Annotated in this window: 16 protein-coding genes and 1 tRNA gene; 8 read left to right on the plus strand and 9 right to left on the minus strand. The window is 71.1% G+C overall.

Annotated elements, in window-relative coordinates:
• Positions 1-88: 88 nt before the first annotated feature.
• The 4 genes from ACPT94_RS19090 (at position 89) to ACPT94_RS19105 (ending at position 2,715) form a co-directional block, all read left to right on the plus strand.
• Positions 89-985 (plus strand): helix-turn-helix transcriptional regulator, encoded by an 897-nt coding sequence (locus ACPT94_RS19090; RefSeq protein ID WP_489686586.1) that lies wholly within the window; start codon positions 89-91, stop codon positions 983-985.
• Between the two features lie 208 nt (positions 986-1,193).
• On the plus strand, positions 1,194-1,865 hold the full coding sequence (gene lexA, locus ACPT94_RS19095) for a transcriptional repressor LexA (RefSeq protein WP_360333198.1): 672 nt from the start codon (positions 1,194-1,196) through the stop codon (positions 1,863-1,865).
• Positions 1,866-1,923: 58 nt separating this feature from the next.
• Positions 1,924-1,999 (plus strand) — tRNA-Trp (locus tag ACPT94_RS19100).
• Between the two features lie 122 nt (positions 2,000-2,121).
• Positions 2,122-2,715: an O-methyltransferase gene (locus ACPT94_RS19105; RefSeq protein ID WP_425246371.1), complete on the plus strand. Its 594-nt coding sequence runs from the start codon at positions 2,122-2,124 to the stop codon at positions 2,713-2,715.
• A 154-nt stretch (positions 2,716-2,869) separates the two neighbouring features.
• Here ACPT94_RS19105 and ACPT94_RS19110 read toward each other — a convergent pair whose 3' ends face one another.
• The 6 genes from ACPT94_RS19110 to ACPT94_RS19135 all read right to left on the minus strand — a co-directional run bounded on the left by ACPT94_RS19110 (position 2,870) and on the right by ACPT94_RS19135 (position 9,415).
• The gene (locus ACPT94_RS19110) at positions 2,870-3,262 is read right to left on the minus strand and encodes a hypothetical protein (protein WP_360333203.1); all 393 of its coding nucleotides are present in this window, start codon (positions 3,260-3,262) and stop codon (positions 2,870-2,872) included.
• A gap of 140 nt (positions 3,263-3,402) precedes the next feature.
• Positions 3,403-5,040, minus strand: coding sequence for an ATP-binding cassette domain-containing protein (locus tag ACPT94_RS19115; protein ID WP_425246372.1), 1,638 nt, complete (start codon positions 5,038-5,040; stop codon positions 3,403-3,405).
• Positions 5,037-5,936 (minus strand): ATP-binding cassette domain-containing protein, encoded by a 900-nt coding sequence (locus ACPT94_RS19120; protein WP_425246373.1) that lies wholly within the window; start codon positions 5,934-5,936, stop codon positions 5,037-5,039. Before ACPT94_RS19120 ends, ACPT94_RS19115 begins: the two co-directional genes overlap by 4 nt.
• Complete coding sequence (locus ACPT94_RS19125; protein ID WP_425246374.1) at positions 5,870-6,769, minus strand: 6TM ABC transporter family protein; 900 nt, start codon at positions 6,767-6,769, stop codon at positions 5,870-5,872. Before ACPT94_RS19125 ends, ACPT94_RS19120 begins: the two co-directional genes overlap by 67 nt.
• Positions 6,766-8,055 (minus strand): cytochrome d ubiquinol oxidase subunit II, encoded by a 1,290-nt coding sequence (locus ACPT94_RS19130; RefSeq protein WP_425246375.1) that lies wholly within the window; start codon positions 8,053-8,055, stop codon positions 6,766-6,768. Before ACPT94_RS19130 ends, ACPT94_RS19125 begins: the two co-directional genes overlap by 4 nt.
• The gene (locus tag ACPT94_RS19135) at positions 8,048-9,415 is read right to left on the minus strand and encodes a cytochrome ubiquinol oxidase subunit I (RefSeq protein ID WP_425246376.1); all 1,368 of its coding nucleotides are present in this window, start codon (positions 9,413-9,415) and stop codon (positions 8,048-8,050) included. The genes ACPT94_RS19130 and ACPT94_RS19135 overlap by 8 nt, the downstream gene beginning before the upstream one ends.
• A gap of 398 nt (positions 9,416-9,813) precedes the next feature.
• Between ACPT94_RS19135 and ACPT94_RS19140 the strand changes: the two genes are divergently transcribed.
• The 4 genes from ACPT94_RS19140 to ACPT94_RS19155 all read left to right on the plus strand — a co-directional run bounded on the left by ACPT94_RS19140 (position 9,814) and on the right by ACPT94_RS19155 (position 15,298).
• Positions 9,814-10,899, plus strand: a complete 1,086-nt coding sequence (locus tag ACPT94_RS19140; RefSeq protein WP_425246377.1) for an LLM class flavin-dependent oxidoreductase — start codon at positions 9,814-9,816, stop codon at positions 10,897-10,899.
• Complete coding sequence (locus ACPT94_RS19145; protein ID WP_425246378.1) at positions 10,896-11,510, plus strand: FMN reductase; 615 nt, start codon at positions 10,896-10,898, stop codon at positions 11,508-11,510. Before ACPT94_RS19140 ends, ACPT94_RS19145 begins: the two co-directional genes overlap by 4 nt.
• Before the next feature lie 553 nt (positions 11,511-12,063).
• Positions 12,064-12,516 carry a helix-turn-helix domain-containing protein gene (locus ACPT94_RS19150; protein ID WP_360333224.1) on the plus strand — a complete coding sequence of 151 codons (453 nt, stop codon included), beginning with the start codon at positions 12,064-12,066 and terminating at the stop codon, positions 12,514-12,516.
• Positions 12,506-15,298, plus strand: coding sequence for a helix-turn-helix transcriptional regulator (locus tag ACPT94_RS19155; RefSeq protein WP_425246379.1), 2,793 nt, complete (start codon positions 12,506-12,508; stop codon positions 15,296-15,298). The genes ACPT94_RS19150 and ACPT94_RS19155 overlap by 11 nt, the downstream gene beginning before the upstream one ends.
• Positions 15,299-15,373: 75 nt before the next feature.
• Here the strand turns inward: ACPT94_RS19155 and ACPT94_RS19160 are convergent, their stop codons facing one another.
• From ACPT94_RS19160 to ACPT94_RS19170, 3 genes are read right to left on the minus strand one after another with little or no spacing between them, the layout of a single operon-like run.
• Complete coding sequence (locus ACPT94_RS19160; RefSeq protein ID WP_360333230.1) at positions 15,374-15,712, minus strand: GNAT family N-acetyltransferase; 339 nt, start codon at positions 15,710-15,712, stop codon at positions 15,374-15,376.
• Positions 15,713-15,736: 24 nt separating this feature from the next.
• Complete coding sequence (locus tag ACPT94_RS19165) at positions 15,737-16,723, minus strand: pirin family protein (RefSeq protein WP_360333232.1); 987 nt, start codon at positions 16,721-16,723, stop codon at positions 15,737-15,739.
• Positions 16,720-18,372: an MFS transporter gene (locus ACPT94_RS19170; protein ID WP_425246380.1), complete on the minus strand. Its 1,653-nt coding sequence runs from the start codon at positions 18,370-18,372 to the stop codon at positions 16,720-16,722. The genes ACPT94_RS19165 and ACPT94_RS19170 overlap by 4 nt, the downstream gene beginning before the upstream one ends.
• Between the last annotated feature and the right edge of the window lie 7 nt (positions 18,373-18,379).

Consider the following 18,379-nt stretch of genomic DNA (forward strand, 5'->3'; position numbering starts at 1 on the left):
CGACTTGCCCGCCCCAGCCAGGGCTGTGGCCACCCAGGGGTTGCCAACCCCTGGCTTGCCTGCCCCCGTGCGCGCGACCATGGGAGATGTGAAGCATTTGGCACTCGCTGTGTTCCTCAGGTCCCGGCGCGACCGGATCCGCCCGTCCGACGTGGGCCTGCCCACCGGCCCGCGGCGCCGGGTGCCCGGTCTGCGGCGTGAGGAGGTCGCCCACCTGGCAGGGCTGTCCGCGGACTACTACACCGAGCTGGAACGCGGACGCGGCGCCCAGCCCTCGGCCCAGGTACTGGCCTCGCTGGCCCGGGCGCTGCGCCTGAACGGCGACGAACGCGACCATGTGTTCCGCCTCGCCGACCGGCCCCTTCCCCCAGTGGCACACGGCCCGACCGCGCAGGTGCAACCCGGCCTGCTCGGCCTGCTGGACCAGCTCACCACCACTCCTGCCCAGGTCATCACCGACTTGCACGAAACCCTCGTCCAGAACCCGCTGGCCATCGCACTCGTCGGCCGGCCCCCGGCGCAGCGCGGGCTGGAGGCGAGCTTTGTCTACCGCTGGTTCACCGACCCCGGGGCCCGGACCCTCTATCCGCCCGAGGACCACTCCCACCACTCCCGGGTCTTCGTCGCCGACCTCCAGGCGGTCGCCGCCCGGCGCGGCAGCGACACCGAGGTGACCCGGATGGTGGCCGTGCTGCGCGGACGCAGCGCGGAGTTCGCCGCCCTCTGGGACACCCACGATGTCGCCCTCCGGCGAACCGACCACAAACGCATCGTCCACCCCGCCCTGGGCGTCATCGAGCTGGACTGCCACAGCGTGTTCAGCGAGGACGGACGCCAGCGCCTGCTGTGGTTCGGTGCCCCGCCCGGCACCGAGGGCGCGACCCAGCTGAGCTTGCTCGCGCCCACCACCTGGCAGCCTCCCGGCCACCTGCACCTACGCCACCGACGTCAGAGCGGGGAATTCAGCCGGTCCACCCCTTCGTGATTCAGCCATGGATACGCGGGTCACGGTTGGGAGAGCTGGAAATGTTTGCTGGAGTGGGGCGAAGTGGGGTGCTGCGGCCACTTGGCATGCCCATATGCCGCCACTACTCACCGAAGGCCATGCGGGGACCGGGATCGAAATGATGTTCCATTTTCGCCGGATCGCAGGTTAGGCTCATTCCGAGCGATCTTGCACGGAGGTGCCGGGAATGGAGAACACCGCGCCCGCCCGCCGGGGCCGTCCCCCGGGGCCTCGGACCGCTGAGGGCGAGCTGACGCCCCGCCAGGCGGCCATCGTCTCCTACATCACGGAAAGGGTCGACCGGCAGGGCTACCCGCCGTCGATGCGGGAGATCGGCCAAGCCGTCGACCTCGCCAGCACGTCCTCGGTCGCCCACCAACTGACGGCACTGGAACGCAAGGGTGTCCTCTACCGCGACCCGCACCGGCCCCGCGCCTACCGGGTGAGGCCCTCGTGGGCACCCGACCTGGGCAACCGGAGCGAGACCCCGGTCGACGTGCCGCTCGTCGGACGGATCGCCGCCGGCGCGCCCCTGCTCGCCGAGCAGATGGTCGAAGACGTCTACTGCATGCCCCGCCAGGTCGTCGGCGAGGGTGAGCTGTTCGCCCTGACAGTCTCCGGCGACAGCATGATCGGCGCGGCGATCTGCGACGGCGACATCGTGACCATCAAACGCCAGGACAGCGCCGACCACGGTGACATCGTCGCCGCGCTCCTGGAGGACGAGGCGACCGTCAAGGTGCTGCGCCGGCAGGACGGGCAGGTATGGCTGATGCCTCGCAACCCCGCCTACGAGCCGATCCCCGGCGACCGGGCGCAGATCCTCGGCAAGGTCGTCGGCGTGCTGCGGGTGCTCTGAGAAGTCGGAAAACCCTTGGAGATCCGCATGGTCGGCGTGCCAGGCTGTCACCCACCGAAGGGGTGTAGCTCAGAGGCCAGAGCGCCGGTCTCCAAAACCGGATGCCGCAGGTTCGACTCCTGCCACCCCTGCCACCGAGTACGTCGGCGTCTGGGATCCCGCGCCGACGGGGGCGCCGCCCTTCCGCTGCCGCGGGCCCGCGCGTAATACACCGCTTCCACCGCGGTCGCGCCCTCCTCTGCTGGCGGATAGCCTCATGTTCACGGCGAAGGGATTCGTGATCATGGCAGGGCGTGCGATTCCGCCTCGCGTGGTGGCCGCGGAGCGTGTCGCCTCCGAGGTGGGTTTCAAGAAGAGTTGTAGCCCTGAGGTGGGCAGATTGCTCAGGCTGGCGGCCGCTGCGAAACCCCACGGAGTCATCGCGGAGAGCGGCACCGGCTCGGGCGTGGGTACCGCCTGGCTGCACAGTGGGCTTGGCGCCGGCGCCCGCCTGGTTACCGTGGAGCAGGACGAGGAACTGGCCCGTCGAGCGGCCGGTGTCTTCGAGGACGATGACCGCGTCAGCGTCCTCATCGGGGACTGGCGGCTGCTTGAGCGGCACGCGCCCTTCGATGTCTTCTTCTGCGACGGCGGAGGCAAGCGCGACGACCCCCAGCGGGTAGTCGGGTTGCTCGCCCCCGGTGGCCTTCTCATCCTGGACGACTTCACCCCATTGCCCCATTGGCCGCCTCGTTTCGGTGGCGAAGTGGATGAGCTCCGCCTGTTCTACCTCACTCATCCAGCCCTGGACGCCACTGAAGTACTCACGACACCAGCCAGTTCAGCGGTTGTCGGGGCACGCCGCCTCTAGGCAGGAAGGCTTGAAGGGTTCCTGATCACGCTGCGGGGGCCGGTCTGCCACCCCAGCGGATGCCCTTCCCGCTACGCTTGCGAGCCGCAGGGGCCGAGACAGGAAGAACTGTCAGCGATCCTGGGTGGCTCAGCCAGCCGTTCGGCAGCATGACTTAACGCCCGAAGAGTTCTTTGAGCCCTCTTTTGGATTTGGAGGGCCATTCACCCTCTGTCTCCTCTTCTGTGTGGATGAGCTCACCTATGCTCACTCGGTAGTGCGTTTCTGCGAGGCGGTACTTGACTTTCACCAGCCATGACCCGTCCTGCATCCGGAAAACGCTGCGGCCGGGCCGGGACCCGGGTGCCCCTCGGCCGTTGGTGAAACTTGGGTCCGGGTCGCGACCGAGAGCCAGCTCTCGTGCCGCAACTTCGGCCTGCTGCTTGCCTCCCTCGACGTGCTGACTTTCCACCAGACGCCAGCGATGCACGGAGAAGCTGCCGTTCTCCACGCTCTTACGCTCTTCAGTGTCCTCTTCTACGAAGACATACCAGGAAGATGTGGTCACGGTTGCTGACGCTATCGGTCGTTGACCACGACAGTGGCCTGATCGCCCACATGCAGTGGGCGATCACGCGTGGATGTGGTGATCACGGCGTCGTTGCCGTCCTGGAAGTCTGTGGCTGTCTGTCCTCGCGGTGGGTCCTGCTAGGCCACTCTCTCGGGCCGGAGCGGTCGTTCGGTGGCCTGACCGAGCCGCACGACGACGGTGGGTGTCCGCTTGAGCAGGGGAAGGTCCTGCTCCTGCAGGGCGATCACCAGTGCGGTCTCGGGCAGTGCCTCGGGCAGGGCGGCCAGGAGTGCCTCGGCGGTGGGACGGTCCAGGCCGGCCACCGGCTCGTCGAGCAGGAGGATCGGTGGGCGCCTCAGTACGGCGCGTGCCGTGGCAAGCCGCCGACGCTGACCCTGCGACAGCAGGCGTCCGCCGGGGCCCACCGGTGTGTCGAGCGACAAGGCCGACAGGCCGACCACTTCCAGTGCGGCCCGTAGCACTGTGGCGGCGGCCGACGGCGCCGCCTGACGCAGATTGGCCGCGACCGTGTCGTCGGCCAGCCAGTCGTCGGCCTCGACGAGGGTGACCGTCTCGGCGACGGCCGAAGCAGGCAGTTCGTGCACGGGCGTGCCGTCGAGGAGGACCGTGCCGGCAGGTGCGGGGACGCGCCCGGCCAGTTGGCCGAGGAGCGTCGACTTCCCGCTGCCGTTGGAACCGGTGACCAGAACCAGTCCGGGGCCTCGCACGGTCATCGTGAGTGCGGTGAGCGAACCGGTGAGCGGGAGGCCGTCCGTCCCGACGGAACGGACGGGCTCCCGCCGTCGGCCCGCCGGGCGCGCCTCGGCGGAGAGAGCGGCGAGGCGCCCGGCTGCGTCCCTGGCCTGAGCCAGGTGCTGCGTCAGCCGGGGGAGCCTCTCCAGGAGCTCCCACCCGGCGGCGACGAGCAGCACCTCGCCCACCGCGACGGCGATCGGCTGGGCCGGGGCGGCGCACAGGGCGATGACCAGTACCGCCGCTTGCCCCGATGCGGCAAGAAGACGCAGCGCCAGACGGCCGTGCCGCTCGGCTCGGGCAGCGGCCCACTCGGCGGACTCGACGGCGGCCATCGCGTTCGTCGCCGTCCGCTGGGCCTGCGGCAGGGCGTCCAGGCATCGCAGCTCGTTGAAGGCGGCTCGACCGCCGAGCATCGCGGTACCGAATGCGGCCCTGGCCTCCGCGGCGTCGGCCAGCTGGGCACGTGCACTTCGGTGGGCGTGCCGGGCGCAGGCGAGGCCGCCGGCCCAGACAGCGAGTTGGGCCATACCCAGGACAGGCATGGCCCACAGCAGCAGTGCCTCGACCAGACACGCGGTCGTGACCGCCGCCACCAGCGGTGCGACGGCGTTCGCGGGCAGGCCCGCGACGGTCTCCACATCGGCGGTGAGCCGAGTGAGCAGCGTCCCGTCGCGTTGTCCGCGCAACTCACGCGGGGTGAGGCGGGCAGCGCCGCGGGCCAGCCGAGCTCGCAGGGCCACCTGGGCGGCCAGCAGTGTCCGGTGGTTGTCCAGGCGTTCGAGGTAGCGCAGACCGGTGCGGGTCAGGGCCAGTGCCCGGACGGCGCCCGAGGGGTACATCCAGGACCAGGTGGTGTTGGCCTGGAGGGTGACCAGGGCGCAGGTCGTCAGGAACCAGCCGGACACACCGAGCAGTGCGGCGCCGCTGAGTTCTGCCGCCGCGGCGAACAGCATGCCGGTCAGGAGGGCGCGACGCGGAGCCGCTGTGCGCAGCAGCCGCCAGGCGCTGATCCGGTTCATCGGGCTCTCCCATGGTCCAGCGTGATGACGTGGTCAGCCAGCGGCAGCAGCGCGGGACTGTGGGTGGCGAGCAGGACCGTACGTGCGCGGGCCAGCGTGCGCAGCGCGGACAGGACGCGCTGCTCCGCCTCCGGGTCGAGGTGGGCGGTGGGTTCGTCCAGGCACAGCACGGGTGCGTCCCGCAGCAACGCCCGGACGAGGGCCAGTTGTTGGGACTGGCCGGAGGACAGGCCGGTGCCGCGTTCGCCGAGCGGTGTGTCCAGCCCCTGCGGCAGCGCGGCGAGGAGATCGTCGAAGCCGAGGGAGGCGACGGCGTCCAGCAGGTCGTGGTCGCTCGCGGTGGGCCGGGCGAGGAGGAGGTTCTCGCGCAGGGTGCCGGGCAGCAGGTGCGCGGGCTGGCCCACCCAGGCGACCCGGCTGGGGTCGGCGGGAACCGGCACGCGGTTCAGCAGGTGGAGCGCGCGTCCACCGTGCGGGGCGTACAGCCCCGCCGCGACGGCGAGCAGCGTGGACTTGTCGGCTCCGCTGGGGCCGGTGACGGCGAGGCACCGCCCCGGTGCGAGGTTCACGCTGACACGGTCCAGCGCGGGTGTCTCCTGTCCGGGGTGACGGACCGTGACGGCTTCCAGACACACCCCGGGGGGCGAGGCGGTCCGTCGGGTATGTCGGGCAGGCGGCACCACGGTCTCGGGAGGCGCGTCCAGGACCTGGGACAGCAGGCCGGCGGCCGCGGTCGCCCTGGCACGGGCGTGGTAGCCGGCGGCCAGTTCCCGGGCCGGCGCGAAGTAGGCGGGCACCAGGACGAGGACGAACAGCGCGGCCGACAGGCTCATGTGGTCCGGTACGACGGGCAGGTCCAGGTAGTCGAGCAGTGCCAGTCCGCAGTAGGTCGCCACCACTGCGAGGGTGCCCGTGATGAGCAGTTCGACCCACGCGGTCGACAGGAAGGCGATCCGCAGTACTTTCTCGGTGCGACCGGCGACCTCCCGGCCGGGTAGGCCAGCGAACCGGCCGCCTGGTCGTGCGCCCCGAGCCCGACCAGGGTGGGCAGGCCGCGCAGATGGTCCAGCAGCCGGGCCTGGTGGGTGCGGATCGCCGCGAGTTGGGCGCGTACGGCGGTCTGCGTGCCCAGGCCGATGACCTTGAGGTTGGCCGGCAGCAGTGGGGTGGCGGCCAGCACGAGCAGGGCCACGAACCAGCTGCGGGAGGCGATCGCTGCGAGGGTGACGCCGCTGCCGAGCAGCATGGTGGTCCGCGCGGGCAGGTAGTCGGTGAGCCAGTCGGTCAGCTGGCCGACCTCGCCGTCGGCGGCCTGGACCAGTGCCGCGTCGTCCAGGGCGGTGCGCGCCGGGCCGCGGGCGGGCAGCGCCGTCTCGATGAGCCGGCCGCGCAGGGTCTCGCGTACGGTGCGGGCGCCACGCGCGGCCGCCGCGTCGCCCGCGGCCAGCAGTACGGCGCGCAGAGCGACGCCGGCCGCTATGAGGAGGGCGGGAAGCAGCACGGCCGCCGCGGGGTGGGGGGCGCCTTGGAGTGCGGACAGGCCGCGCTGGGCGCCCCAGGAGAGTCCGCCCGCCCAGATGACCGTGCCCAGCTGGGCCGTGCCGCGCAGCAGGCCCGCGCGGCGCAGCTCCCGCCGGCCGACGGCCGCCCATTCCTTCAACCGGGCGGGCACCGGGTCTTCGGCCCTGTGAGCGGCCAGGTCGTCCAGGAGCACGGCGGTGGTGCTCACGAGGTGGTCTCCGCCCCGCTGCCCGCGCTGCCCGTGACATCCGCGATGTCCGCGTGGAAGTACCCGGCGCGCCGGTCGCGGCGGTCGCCCACGATCCAGGCGGTCAGCGCCGTGCAGCCCAGGACGGTGACGCCGACCGGGCCGATCCAGTCGGCCACACCGCCGAACACGTCCTGCGACAGGGCGGTCGCCAGGATGCCGAGGACCACCAGCAGGGTCCGTCGCACGATCGTCCGCAGGGCGCCGGAGGGCGCTGGGGAGACCGCCAGGGGATGGGTACGGGCGGGCAGCGGCGGGATCGGACGCTCCACCGGATCGATGTACTTGCCGCGGAAGCTGCGCCAGGCGTAGACGTTGTAGGCCAGTACGAACGGCATGCACAGTCCGACGCCCAGGACCAGGAAGAGCTGGGAGGAGTGCGGGCTCGCAGCCTGATGGACGGTCAGTCCGGGCGGTACGACGACCGGTACGGAGACCACGGTCAGACCCAGCAGCCCACAGACCGTCATCGTGGCCACGGCGGCGAACGGCCGCCAGTCGGGACGACGGCCGAATCCGTGCCAGGCGACCGCACCCGCCACGACGGCGGCGACGACCGTGAGCCAGAACAGCACGGCGCGCACGGGCTGGTTCAGTTGCGACTGCTGCGGGTCGGCGCTCGGCAGCAGCAGGCCGAGTACGACCGCCATGACCGCGGTGACCACCAGCAGCGACCGTCCGGTGCGGCGGACGACCGACCGCGACCAGCCCTCGGTCCTGTCCTGCAGCCAGGCGGCCCCGGCCAGCAGGTAGACGGCGACCAGGCCGAGCGCGCACAGCACGCCGTAGAGGCCGAGCCAGTCGAAGGCCCCGCCCCGGAAGACGCCGTCGTACTGCTTCGGGCCGGTGAGCACGGTGCCGAGGACGAGACCCTGGCACACGGTCGCGGCCAGCGAGGCCCCGCCGAACAGCAGGGCCCAGCCTCGCCGGTAGCCGTCGGCCGCACTCTGCATCTCCAGGCCGAGCCCGCGCAGGATGACGGCGATGAGCATGCCGATCAACGGCAGGTAGACACTGGGCAGAATCACGGCGTAGGCGCCCGGCAGGCCGGCCCAGAGGACGACACCGGCCAGGATGATCCAGCTCTCGTTGGCGTCCCAGGCGGTGGCGACGATCTCGCCGTACTCCCGGCGGCGCTCCGGCCGGGCCACCAGGCTGAGCATGCCCACCCCGAGGTCGTAGCCGTCGAGGACGACGTACATGCCGAGCGAGAAGAGAACCAGGGCGTAACTGGCGTACTCAAGCAACGAGGGCCTCCGATGCGTCGGGCGAGGCGGGCCCGGTGGGCAGTGCCTCGGGGCCGGCCTTGACCGTGCGGACGATGTAGCGGGCCCAGATGGCCAGCAGGGTGACGTAGAGCAGGACGAAACCGGCGAGACTGGCGGCGACTTCGAACACGGAAAGGTGGGAGACCGCGTCGGCGGTGCGCAGTTGGCCGTAGACCACCCACGGCTGCCGACCCGTCTCCGCGACGATCCAGCCGCCGGTGATGGCGATGATTCCGGCCGGGGTCATCCACACCATCCACCGCAGGAAGCGCGGGGAGTCGAACAGGCGCCGCCGCATGCGCAGGACCACGCCCGCGAAGGCCGTGCCGAACATGAGCAGCGCGGTGAAGTACATCGCGCGGAAGCCGTAGAAGGTGGTCCACATGTTGGGGCGCTCGTCGGGCGGGGTCTGCAGGAGGCCGGGCGTCGTCGTCCTGCCGCTGAGGTCCTGGGCGATGACCGAGCCGAGGTGGGGAATCTCGACGTGCAGTCTGTTCTCGCCCTTGCCCGTGTCGGGGACGACGAGCAGGTTGTAGCCGTTGTTGTCGCTCTTCCAGTTGCCCTCGAACGCCTCCAGCTTGGGGAGCTGGTGCTGCCCCATGAAGACCGCCGTGCCGTCCCCCACGTACAACTGCACCGGCATCAACACCCCCAGCACGCCGAGCGCGACGGACAGGCAGCGGCGGGCCATGGGCTGGGCGTGGACCCGGTTCTTCACCAGGTACCAGGCGGAGATCCCGCCGACGAACCAGGAGGCGCTGATCAGCACGGCCAGCAGCATGTGCGGGAAGCGGTGGGCGAAGGCGGGGTTGAGCAGGATGTTGATCCAGTCCCTGGCGTGGAACTGGCCGTCGACCCTCTCGTAGCCCACGGGGTCCTGCATCCAGCTGTTGGCCGACAGGATCCAGGTGGTGGACAGCAGGGTTCCGAAGGCGACCATCCAGCTGGCCAGGGCCATGGTGCGCGGGCGGATCCGCCCGTCCCCGTAGAGCATCAGGCCGATGAACCCCGCCTCCAGGAAGAAGGCGGTGATCACTTCCATGCCGATGGTGACTCCGATGACCGGCCCGACCGCGTGGGCGTACACGCCCCAGTTGAGGCCGAACTCGAACGTCATCACCGTGCCCGCGACGACGCCCAGGCCGAAGCCGACGGCGAAGATCTTCTTCCAGAACCGGAAGATCTGCAGGTACAGCGGGTTCCCCGTGCGCACGTGGACCGTGTACACGACGGCGAGGAGCACGGAGAGGCCGACGGTGAGCGCGGGGAAGGTCATATGGAAGATCGCGGTGATCGCGAACTGCCACCGGGACAGTTCGACGACGGTTGACGAAGCCATGGGCACTCCCGGGGAGGCAACGGTTCTTGGCGGGGCCCGCGCGTGTTCACGGCCCGCGCTGGGCGAGGCATCAGGCACGGGGCACCCCGGTGGGCTTTCGCCGGGGCCGCCTGTCGCGTGCGGGTCCGTCGCCGCGGCCGTGCCGACCAGGGGGCGGGACGTGATCACCACCCTGTGACCCAGCCACGCTAGACGGCTGACCGGGTACGACGATTGCCCACGAGCGCCCCTGCACTTGCCCGACGCTGCATACTTGCGGTCGCACAGGCAGCGGCGGACCACGCCCGGCCGGAGAGGGCGCTGACGGGCAAGCTCCGCTGCGCGCACAGGCATGACGGCCGTTCGACCGGTGCCTACATTGCGGGCACCCGAACAGTTGCCGGAACGAAGAGGCCCCCATGCAATTCGGAATTTTCTCGGTGGGGGACGTGACCCCCGACCCGACCAACGGCCGTACCCCGTCGGAGCGTGAGCGCATCAAGGCGATGGTCGCCATCGCGGTGAAGGCGGAGGAGGTCGGCCTGGACGTCTTCGCGACCGGCGAGCACCACAACCCGCCGTTCGTGCCGTCGTCGCCGACCACGATGCTCGGCTACATCGCCGCGCGGACCGAGAAGTTGATCCTTTCGACCGCCACGACGCTGATCACCACCAATGACCCGGTGAAGATCGCCGAGGACTACGCGATGCTCCAGCACCTGGCCGACGGGCGCGTCGACCTGATGATGGGCCGCGGCAACACCGGCCCGGTCTACCCGTGGTTCGGGCAGGACATCCGGCAGGGCATCAACCTCGCCAAGGAGAACTACGCGCTGCTGCGCCGGCTGTGGCGCGAGGACGTCGTCGACTGGGAGGGCACGTTCCGTACGCCCTTGCAGGGGTTCACCTCCACGCCCCGGCCGCTGGACGGCGTGCCGCCGTTCGTCTGGCACGGCTCCATCCGCTCCCCGGAGATCGCCGAGCAGGCCGCCTTCTACGGTGACGGCTTCTTCCACAACAACATCTTCTGGCCGGCCGAGCACACCAGGCGGATGGTCCAGCTGTACCGGCGGCGGTACGCCCACCACGGGCACGGCCGGCCCGAGGACGCCATCGTCGGCCTCGGCGGTCAGGTCTTCATGCGGAAGAACTCCCAGGACGCCGTACGGGAGTTCCGCCCCTACTTCGACAACGCGCCCGTCTACGGGCACGGCCCCTCGCTGGAGGACTTCACCGAGCAGACCCCGCTGACGGTGGGCTCTCCCCAGCAGGTCATCGAGCGGACGCTGTCCTTCCGCGAGACCGTCGGCGACTACCAGCGGCAGCTGTTCCTGATGGACCACGCGGGGCTGCCCCTGAAGACCGTCCTGGAGCAGCTCGACATCCTCGGTGAGGAAGTGGTGCCTGTGTTGCGAAAGGAGTTCGCGATCGGTCGCCCGGCCGATGTGCCGGACGCTCCCACCCACGAGTCGCTGCGGCGCGTTCAGGAGGTGTCCGCCGCATGAAGCTCGTCGCCGTGTCCGCCGGGCTGAGCACCCCGTCCTCCACCCGTCTGCTCGCCGACCGTCTTGCCGAGTCGGCGCGTGACGAGCTCGCCGGTCAGGGCCACGACGCGGAGACGGAGGTCATCGAACTGCGGGAGCTGGCCGTCGCCGTCGCCAACAACCTCGTGACCGGCTTCCCTCCGCCGCCGCTGGCCGCCGCGATCGACGCGGTGACGGGCGCCGATGGCCTGATCGCCGTGACGCCCGTGTTCACCGCCTCGTACAGCGGGCTCTTCAAGTCGTTCTTCGACCTGATCGACCCGGCCGCCCTCACCGGCAGGCCGGTGCTCGTCGCGGCTACCGGAGGCACGGCCCGCCACTCACTGGTCCTGGAACACGCCCTGCGCCCGCTCTTCGCCTACCTGCGCGCCGTCGTCGTCCCCACCGCGGTGTACGCGGCGTCCGAGGACTGGGGATCCGGCGGCGACGAGTACACCGAGGGCCTGCCCGCGCGCATCCGGCGGGCGGGCGGCGAACTGGCTGCCCTGGTGGCCGCCCGCCCGGCCGAGGAGACGCCCGAGGACGACATCACCGCGCTCGAGCGGCAGCTCTCCGACCTGCGGTTCGACTGAGGACGTAAGAGTCACCCGATCGGGAGGCGTCGTAGGACATTCCAGCTGTTCACACTGGTATGGCATGCTTCGCGCAGATTCAGCGCGCCGCACGCCTGCCACAGCTGCATTCCGCGCGGCCATGGCTTTCCGGGATGGCTCGTGGACCGGAGTACGACACGGCTCCCCTCCGGCAGAACGGGTGCCGCACAGGCGCCGGTCCGCGGCCGGGACGAGGAACTCGCATTCATCGACACGCGACTCACGCCCTTGCCCGTGGCCACGGCGGGGTCGTGTGCGTCGAGGGCGCCCCAGGCAGTGGCAAGACCCGGCTCCTGGCGGAGGGGTACGCGGCCGCGGTGCGGCAAGGTCTCCGGGCGTTCCGGGGCGGCGCGGATCCCGACGAGCAGTTCGTGCCGCTCGGCCCCGACAGGTCCTGGGCCTGAGCGAGTCGGACCTGCGGCAGCTCACGGCGTCTCCCCTCGACCCCGACACCGCGCTGGGCGGGCTGCTGTCCGCCTGTCTGACCCGGCTCGCGGACACGACGGGAACGTACCGAGCGCACACCCGCGAGGTGATCGCCCGCCTCGTCGTGGACATCCTGACCGTCCTGGCCGACGAACGGCTCGGCAGGATCTCCGAGGGAGCCCGGAGCGGGGACACGGTGATGCTGCTGCGGATCCGGGCGTACATCGGCCGGCATCTCGCCGATCCGGATCTGACCCCGCAGACCATCGCCCGCGCCCATCACATCTCCGTGCGTTACCTGCACAAGCTCTTCGAGGGCGAGGGTACGACGGTCGGCCGGTGGATCCGCAGCCGCCGACTGGAGGCGTCCCTGCGGGACCTGGGGCACCGCGAGGCGACGGGTCTGACCATTGCCGCAGTGGCACGCCGGTGGGGTTTCACCAGCGCCGCCCACTTCAGTCGGGCTTTCCGGGCCGAGTACGGGATCTCCCCCAGAGAGTGGCGTGACACCTGCCGGCCGGGGGCCGGCCGAACCGACGAGGACCAGCATGGGAACTGAGCACGGCACCACCCATCGCCCCGTACCCGGCCTACCGTTGGTGGGCCGACAAGTGGAGATCGCTCAGATCCTCGACACCCTCGGGAAGGGGAGGACCGCACCGCGGACGCTGCTCCTGCTCGGTGAGGCCGGCGCCGGTAAGTCGAGGCTGCTGGCGGTCGCCGTCGACCACGCACGAGACAACGGAACGCTCGTGCTGGCGTGTCAGGGCATCGAGGCCGAGTCACGACGCTCCTTCGCGGCCCTGCACCAGTTGCTCCTCCCGGTTCTGCCCGACGTCGCCGCGCTGCCCGACCATCTGCGGACGGCACTCGAGACGGCGTTCGGCATGGCTCCCGCCGACAGGCCTGCCGACCCCATGTCCCTCCACATGGCGGTCTTGACGCTGCTGACCGAGGTCTGCCGGCGGCAGCGCGTGCTGCTGACCGTCGACGACGTCCAGCACCTCGACCGGGACTCCCTCGACGTTCTCAGCTTCGTGATGCGCCGTGTCACGGCACAGGACATGCCGGTCCTGCTGGCGGCACGCGGGCAGACACCCCCGGACGGGCTTCCGGCGGACCTGCGCACCCTGCTGCTGGGGCCGCTGACCGCACAGGCCGCGGCCGAACTACTGGACGCACAGCCGCACGTCCCGACCGGCCGGACGCGGATCGAGCTGCTGCGGCAGGCCGATGGAAACCCCCTTGCCGTCATCGAACTGTGCCGTGCGGCCGGAACGGGCGGGGCAGGCGTACTGCCCGGCGGCGGAGTGCCGCAGACGCAACGCATCCAAGAGCTGTACGCCTCCCGCCTGCGCGGCCTGCCGACGGCGGCCCAGCGACTCCTTCTGTACGCCGCGGCGTCGGACGAGGACCTCCCCACGATCATGACCGCAGCGGGAGCGGGGCAGGATCTCGGGGCCTGGACACCCGCCGAGGAAGCCGGGCTCGTGACCGTCGCGGAAGGACGGGTCGTCTTCCGGCATCCGCTGGCCCGCGCGGGTTCCTATCACTCAGCGCCCGCCGGCCTGCGGCAGCAGGCGCACAGGGACCTGGCGGCCGCCCTCACGGATGACCCGGCCCGCCGTGCCTGGCACCTGGCCGCCGCATGCGTGGGCCAGGACGAGTCGGTGGCGGCGGCCCTGGAGGACACCGCCGCACTCGTTGAGCTGCGTGGCGCCTTGTTCACGGTGGCCCAGGCGCTGCAGCGGTCCGCCGAGTGCAGCCCCGCGCCCGCTGACCGGGCGCGCCGGTATGCGATGGCGCTGCGAGCCGCCCAGAACACCGGCGATCCCTCGTGGGTCGGTGAGCTGTACGAGAAGGTCACCGCGCTGACCGACAACCGGAACCTGCTGGGCATGGCGGCGTGTGGCGCGGGCATGGCGCTGTCGCTCTTCGGCGACCAGCGCCAAGGGTTCAGGGTGTTGATGAGCGCGATGGAGCCGCATCCGCCCACGGACGGGATCACGGTGCTCGCTCTGGCGGGAGTACTCAACGGAGTCGCATATCAGTCGGGCCTGCCCGAGGCCAGGGGTGCGATCGCCACTCTGCTGGCCGGGGCCGAGGCGGAGAACCGGGAAACCCCCTACGCCGAGCTGACGACCTCCGCAACCGCCGCCGCGATACGGGCCGCGACGCTGGCCGGTGCCGACCCCACCGCCGCCACCGAGTTGCTGCGGGGCATGCCCCGGCAGTGGGGTGCGTCGGAGCCGTCGACCCGTCTCGCGGAGATCACCTGGGCGGTCGGGCTCGCCACGGTCGCGTGGTTCGCCGACGAGTCCGACCTGTGCGTGGACGCCCACCGCCAGGCGTACAAGCTGGTCAGTGCGCACGGGTCCATGGGTATCGTCGCGCCCTCGCTCAACTCGATGGGCGCGGCGCTGATCGACACCGGCCGGTGGGCGGAGGCCGACGAGCATCTGGAGAAGGCCGCGGCGCTCGCGGCGGTGCACAAGTGGAGACATCTGCAGACGGACCTCGAGGCGTTGCAGGTGACCTTGCGGGCCCTGCGCGGCGAGCCCGCCGTCATGCCGGCGGACGCGGCCTGGACGGCAGTTCGTCTGGAGGAGAACCGCGCCACCCACGCACGCCTGCTCCAGGCCGCTGGTACCGGTGCCGCGGCGGCCGGCGACTTCGACGGCGCCTTCCGGCACTTCAGGTCCCTGTTCGCCGAGGACGGCACGCCTCTGCACTACTTCCTCTCCCCGCGATCGATCGCCGACTTCGCCGCGGCCGCCCAGCGCACGGGCCGGCAGGAGGAGGCGGCGCACATCGTCGAGGCGGTGCGCGCCGCGATGGGGCCGCGGCCGACGACCCGGATGACGCTGCTGCTGCACCATGCCGCTGCGCTGACCGGCGACCCGAAGGACGCCGAGCACCACTTCCGGCTCGCCACGGTCGACCCGGCGGGCGATCAGTGGCCGCTGGCCCGGGCGCAGGCACGGCTGCACTACGCCCAGTGGCTGCGCAGGAGGCGGCGCCCCCTGGATGCCCGCCCGCTCCTGGTCACGGCGCTGGAGTCGTTCACCCGGCTCGGCGTGGCGGGCCGGGCCGAGGAGGCGCGCGTGGAGCTGCGGGCCAGTGGCGTGGCCACCTCACCCGCCCAGGCCGACCCGCTGGCAGAGCTGACCGCCCAGCAGCGCGAGATCGTCCGGCTGGCGGCGCGGGGGCTGCGCAACCGGGAGATCGCCGACCAGCTGATGCTGTCCCCCCGCACGGTCAGTTCCCACCTCTACAACGTGTATCCGAAGCTGGGCGTCAGCAGCCGCAACCAGCTCCACGCCCTCTTCGAGGATCTGTGAGGCGGGAAGGGCGTAACCCGTCGCGTTGCCGCAGGACCTGACGGCATTGCACCGAGGCTCCGGTCAACTCGGCGCTCAGCCCAGCTCCGTGTCCAGCCACTGGAGGACCTCCGGGGTCACCGGGTCGGTGATGTCGCCGAACTCGCCATGCCTGGTGAGATATTTGGCCACGTAGGGGCAGACCGGCACGACGCGCTTGCCTGACGCGCGTACATCGGTGAGTGCCTCCTGGACCAGTCGCGCGGCCAGGCCCTGGCCGGCGAAGGCGTCGTCGACTTCCGTGTGGAAGAAGACGCGCTGCCCACCACGGTCGCGGTAGGCGGTCAGACCGACGCGCTCTCCGTCGACGAGGATTTCGTAGCGGTGCCACTTGTCCACCCGTTCGACGGTCGGAGTGGCGGAAGGCCGGGTCATCGGGATCCTTTCGGTTGGTGCGGGTCAGCGGCGGGGTGGGTTTCCGCGTGGTGAGATGACGGCGTTCGGCAGCGCCGGCGCCGGGAGGCGGTCGCCGTCGCAGCCCTCGACCGTGCCGAATCGTTCAGAGGAGTTCTGCCAGTCCTCCCGGGCCCGGACGATCTCTTCGTGGCTGCGGCCGATGAAGTTCCACCACATGACGATCCGTTCGTCGAACGGTGCTCCGCCGAGCAGGACGGTCCGGGCCGTGCCGTCCGACTCGTTGGTCAATGTCAGGATGTCGTTGCCCGTTCCGGCGTACCCCAACTCCGCGGGCTGCAGCAGCGTGTCGGCCATGCGGACAGGGCCGGCGTCGACGAGAAGGCCGTACTCGAAGCTGGGATCGACGGTGAGTGTGACGGTCGCTCGGGGCTCCAGGACGATCTCGGCTCCGAGCAGGGGCGTGAAGGTCGGTACGGGGGAGTCGTCTCCGGCGAGGGAGCCGAGGAAGACCCTGATCTCGGCACCGGCGATCCGCACCGGTTCGGGTACGTGGTGATGGAAGTCGCGTTCCGCGTTCCTGTGCTGTTCGGGCAGCGCCACCCACAGTTGCACGCCGTGCAGGATCGTCGTCTGCTCGGTCGAGACCTCCGAGTGGCTGATGCCGTACCCGCCCGTCATGAGGTTCAGCTCGCCCGGTCGCACGAGCGCGTGGCTGCCGAGACTGTCCCGGTGCTCGATCTCCCCGCTGAACAGCCAGCTCACCGTCTGCAGTCCGGTGTGCGGATGCGGGGCGACGTCCATGCCGCCCGTGACCGCGACGTCGTCGGGGCCGTAGTGATCGGCGAAGCACCAGGCGCCGATCAGGGTCCGGGCGCGCTGCGGCAGGGTGCGCCGCACCGTCATCGCCCGCGGGCCGCCGAGCGGGACGTCCCGTGGGGGGAGTACGTCGATGTGCGGGACTCCCGTGCTCCGTTCGCCGGCGGGTGTTCCGTCGTGCAGCTCGCCGGGCTCTGTCTCGACGTTGCTCACTGGGCAGCGCCTCCTTTGTCTTCCGGGACAACCGGTCCCGAGGCCGTGTCGAAGGCATGAGTGACCTCTGGCCGGGTGCCGGGGGCGAGGAGACGGCGTGCCCGCTCCTCGTGGCGGCGGTCGGTGAGAGTGAGCCTGTCGCTGTGCTGGGCGAGATGCTCGGACCATGAGGCGACGAGGTAGTTCTCGATGAAGTGCCCCGGGTCCTGCCCGTCCTGGTACAGGCCCCAGGTGAGGGCTCCGGTGCGCCGCCGGGAACGGGCGACGTGCTCCATGCAGTCACTGAAGGCGGTGCTGTTTCCCGGGGCGACGCGGTAGGAGACCGTGACCAGCACGGGGCCGGTGGCCGGTCCCGGTTCGAACACCAGGGGCGGGACCGGCCAGTGCGCGGAGGGGGAGGGGTCGTCTCCCTCCGCACCATGCAGCGGCCAACGACGCAGACTCAGGGCACTGACGAGCAGCAACCCGCTGCCGGCCAGCAGAGGGGCGGTCAGCCCCAGCCGGTCGGCGAGGGCGCCCCACAGCGGCGCCGCCAGCGCCTGGCCGCCCTGGAAGACGAGGAGATAGACGGCGAGACCACGGGCCCTGACCCAGCCCGGGAGCCGCGTCTGCATGGCCGCGTTGAGGGTGGACAGGACCCCGATCCACGCCAGGCCCGCGAACAGCAGTGCCACTGCCACCAGCCACGGGATGCGTACGGTGGCCAGTACGACCAGGACACTCGCGAAGACCAGGGCCCCGCCACCAAGAGTGCCGTTGGCACCGAGCACCCGGTTGCTGTGGGGCAGCACGAAGGCGCCCGCGACCGCTCCGACACCGACCGCGCCCAGCAGCAGCCCGTAGCCGCCGGAGCCAAGGTGCAGGGAGCGGCTCGTGACGAGCGGCAGCAGCGCCCAGAGGGCGGCGCCACCGGGGATGAACAGCACCATGCGCAGGAGGACCCGGCGGATGTCCGGTGCGTACCACACGTAGCGGCGGCCTGCGTCGAGGGCGGTCAGCAGCTTCTCGCCCCCTGTCACGGCGACGACCGTCCGTGGGCGCCGCCAGAGCAGCAGGACGGCGGCGATGCCGAGGTAGGAAACAGCGTTGAAGGCGAAAACCCATCCCGCGCCCGCCGCCGCTACGACCACTCCGCCCGCGGCCGGCCCGACGGCGCGGGCCAGATTCATGTTCACGCCGCCGAGCGCGGCGGCCTGTCCCAGTTGACGGCGTTCCACCAGCTCGGGCTGGATCGCCTGCCAGGCCGGACCCATCAACGCGGTGCCGCACCCCAGCAGGAAGGTGAGGACGAGCAGCAGTACGGGAGTGAGAGCGTCCGCGAACGCCAGCGCGGTCAGCGCGCCGGACACCGTGAGCAGGGCCAACTGCGCGGCCAGGAGCACCCTGCGACGGTCGTAGCGGTCGGCCACCACGCCCGACGGCAGAGCCAGGAGCACCACGGGCAGGCTGGACGCCGTCTGCACCAGCGTCACCAGTGCCGCGTCCTGCCCGATCAGCAGCCACTGGGCGCCGACCATCTGCATCCAGCTGCCGATGTTGGAGACCAACTGGGCGATCCACAGCGCCCGGAAGAGGCGTGCCGCGAGCGGCGCCCATGCCGACTCCGGCTTTGCGGGCAGTGTCGGTGTGGAGGGGGGTGCGGGGCTCATGCTGGTC

Source organism: Streptomyces aurantiaciflavus, assembly GCF_049808595.1.
Lineage (GTDB): Bacteria > Actinomycetota > Actinomycetes > Streptomycetales > Streptomycetaceae > Streptomyces.

What these genes read in the sequence shown, in the direction of transcription:
- lexA (WP_360333198.1), top strand. Translation starts at nt 1,194, where the DNA reads ATGGAGAACACCGCGCCCGCCCGCCGGGGCCGTCCCCCGGGGCCTCGG.
- ACPT94_RS19105 (WP_425246371.1), top strand. Translation starts at nt 2,122, where the DNA reads ATGTTCACGGCGAAGGGATTCGTGATCATGGCAGGGCGTGCGATTCCG.
- ACPT94_RS19115 (WP_425246372.1), bottom strand. Translation starts at nt 5,040, where the DNA reads ATGAACCGGATCAGCGCCTGGCGGCTGCTGCGCACAGCGGCTCCGCGT.
- ACPT94_RS19135 (WP_425246376.1), bottom strand. Translation starts at nt 9,415, where the DNA reads ATGGCTTCGTCAACCGTCGTCGAACTGTCCCGGTGGCAGTTCGCGATC.
- ACPT94_RS19140 (WP_425246377.1), top strand. Translation starts at nt 9,814, where the DNA reads ATGCAATTCGGAATTTTCTCGGTGGGGGACGTGACCCCCGACCCGACC.
- ACPT94_RS19145 (WP_425246378.1), top strand. Translation starts at nt 10,896, where the DNA reads ATGAAGCTCGTCGCCGTGTCCGCCGGGCTGAGCACCCCGTCCTCCACC.
- ACPT94_RS19155 (WP_425246379.1), top strand. Translation starts at nt 12,506, where the DNA reads ATGGGAACTGAGCACGGCACCACCCATCGCCCCGTACCCGGCCTACCG.
- ACPT94_RS19160 (WP_360333230.1), bottom strand. Translation starts at nt 15,712, where the DNA reads ATGACCCGGCCTTCCGCCACTCCGACCGTCGAACGGGTGGACAAGTGG.
- ACPT94_RS19170 (WP_425246380.1), bottom strand. Translation starts at nt 18,372, where the DNA reads ATGAGCCCCGCACCCCCCTCCACACCGACACTGCCCGCAAAGCCGGAG.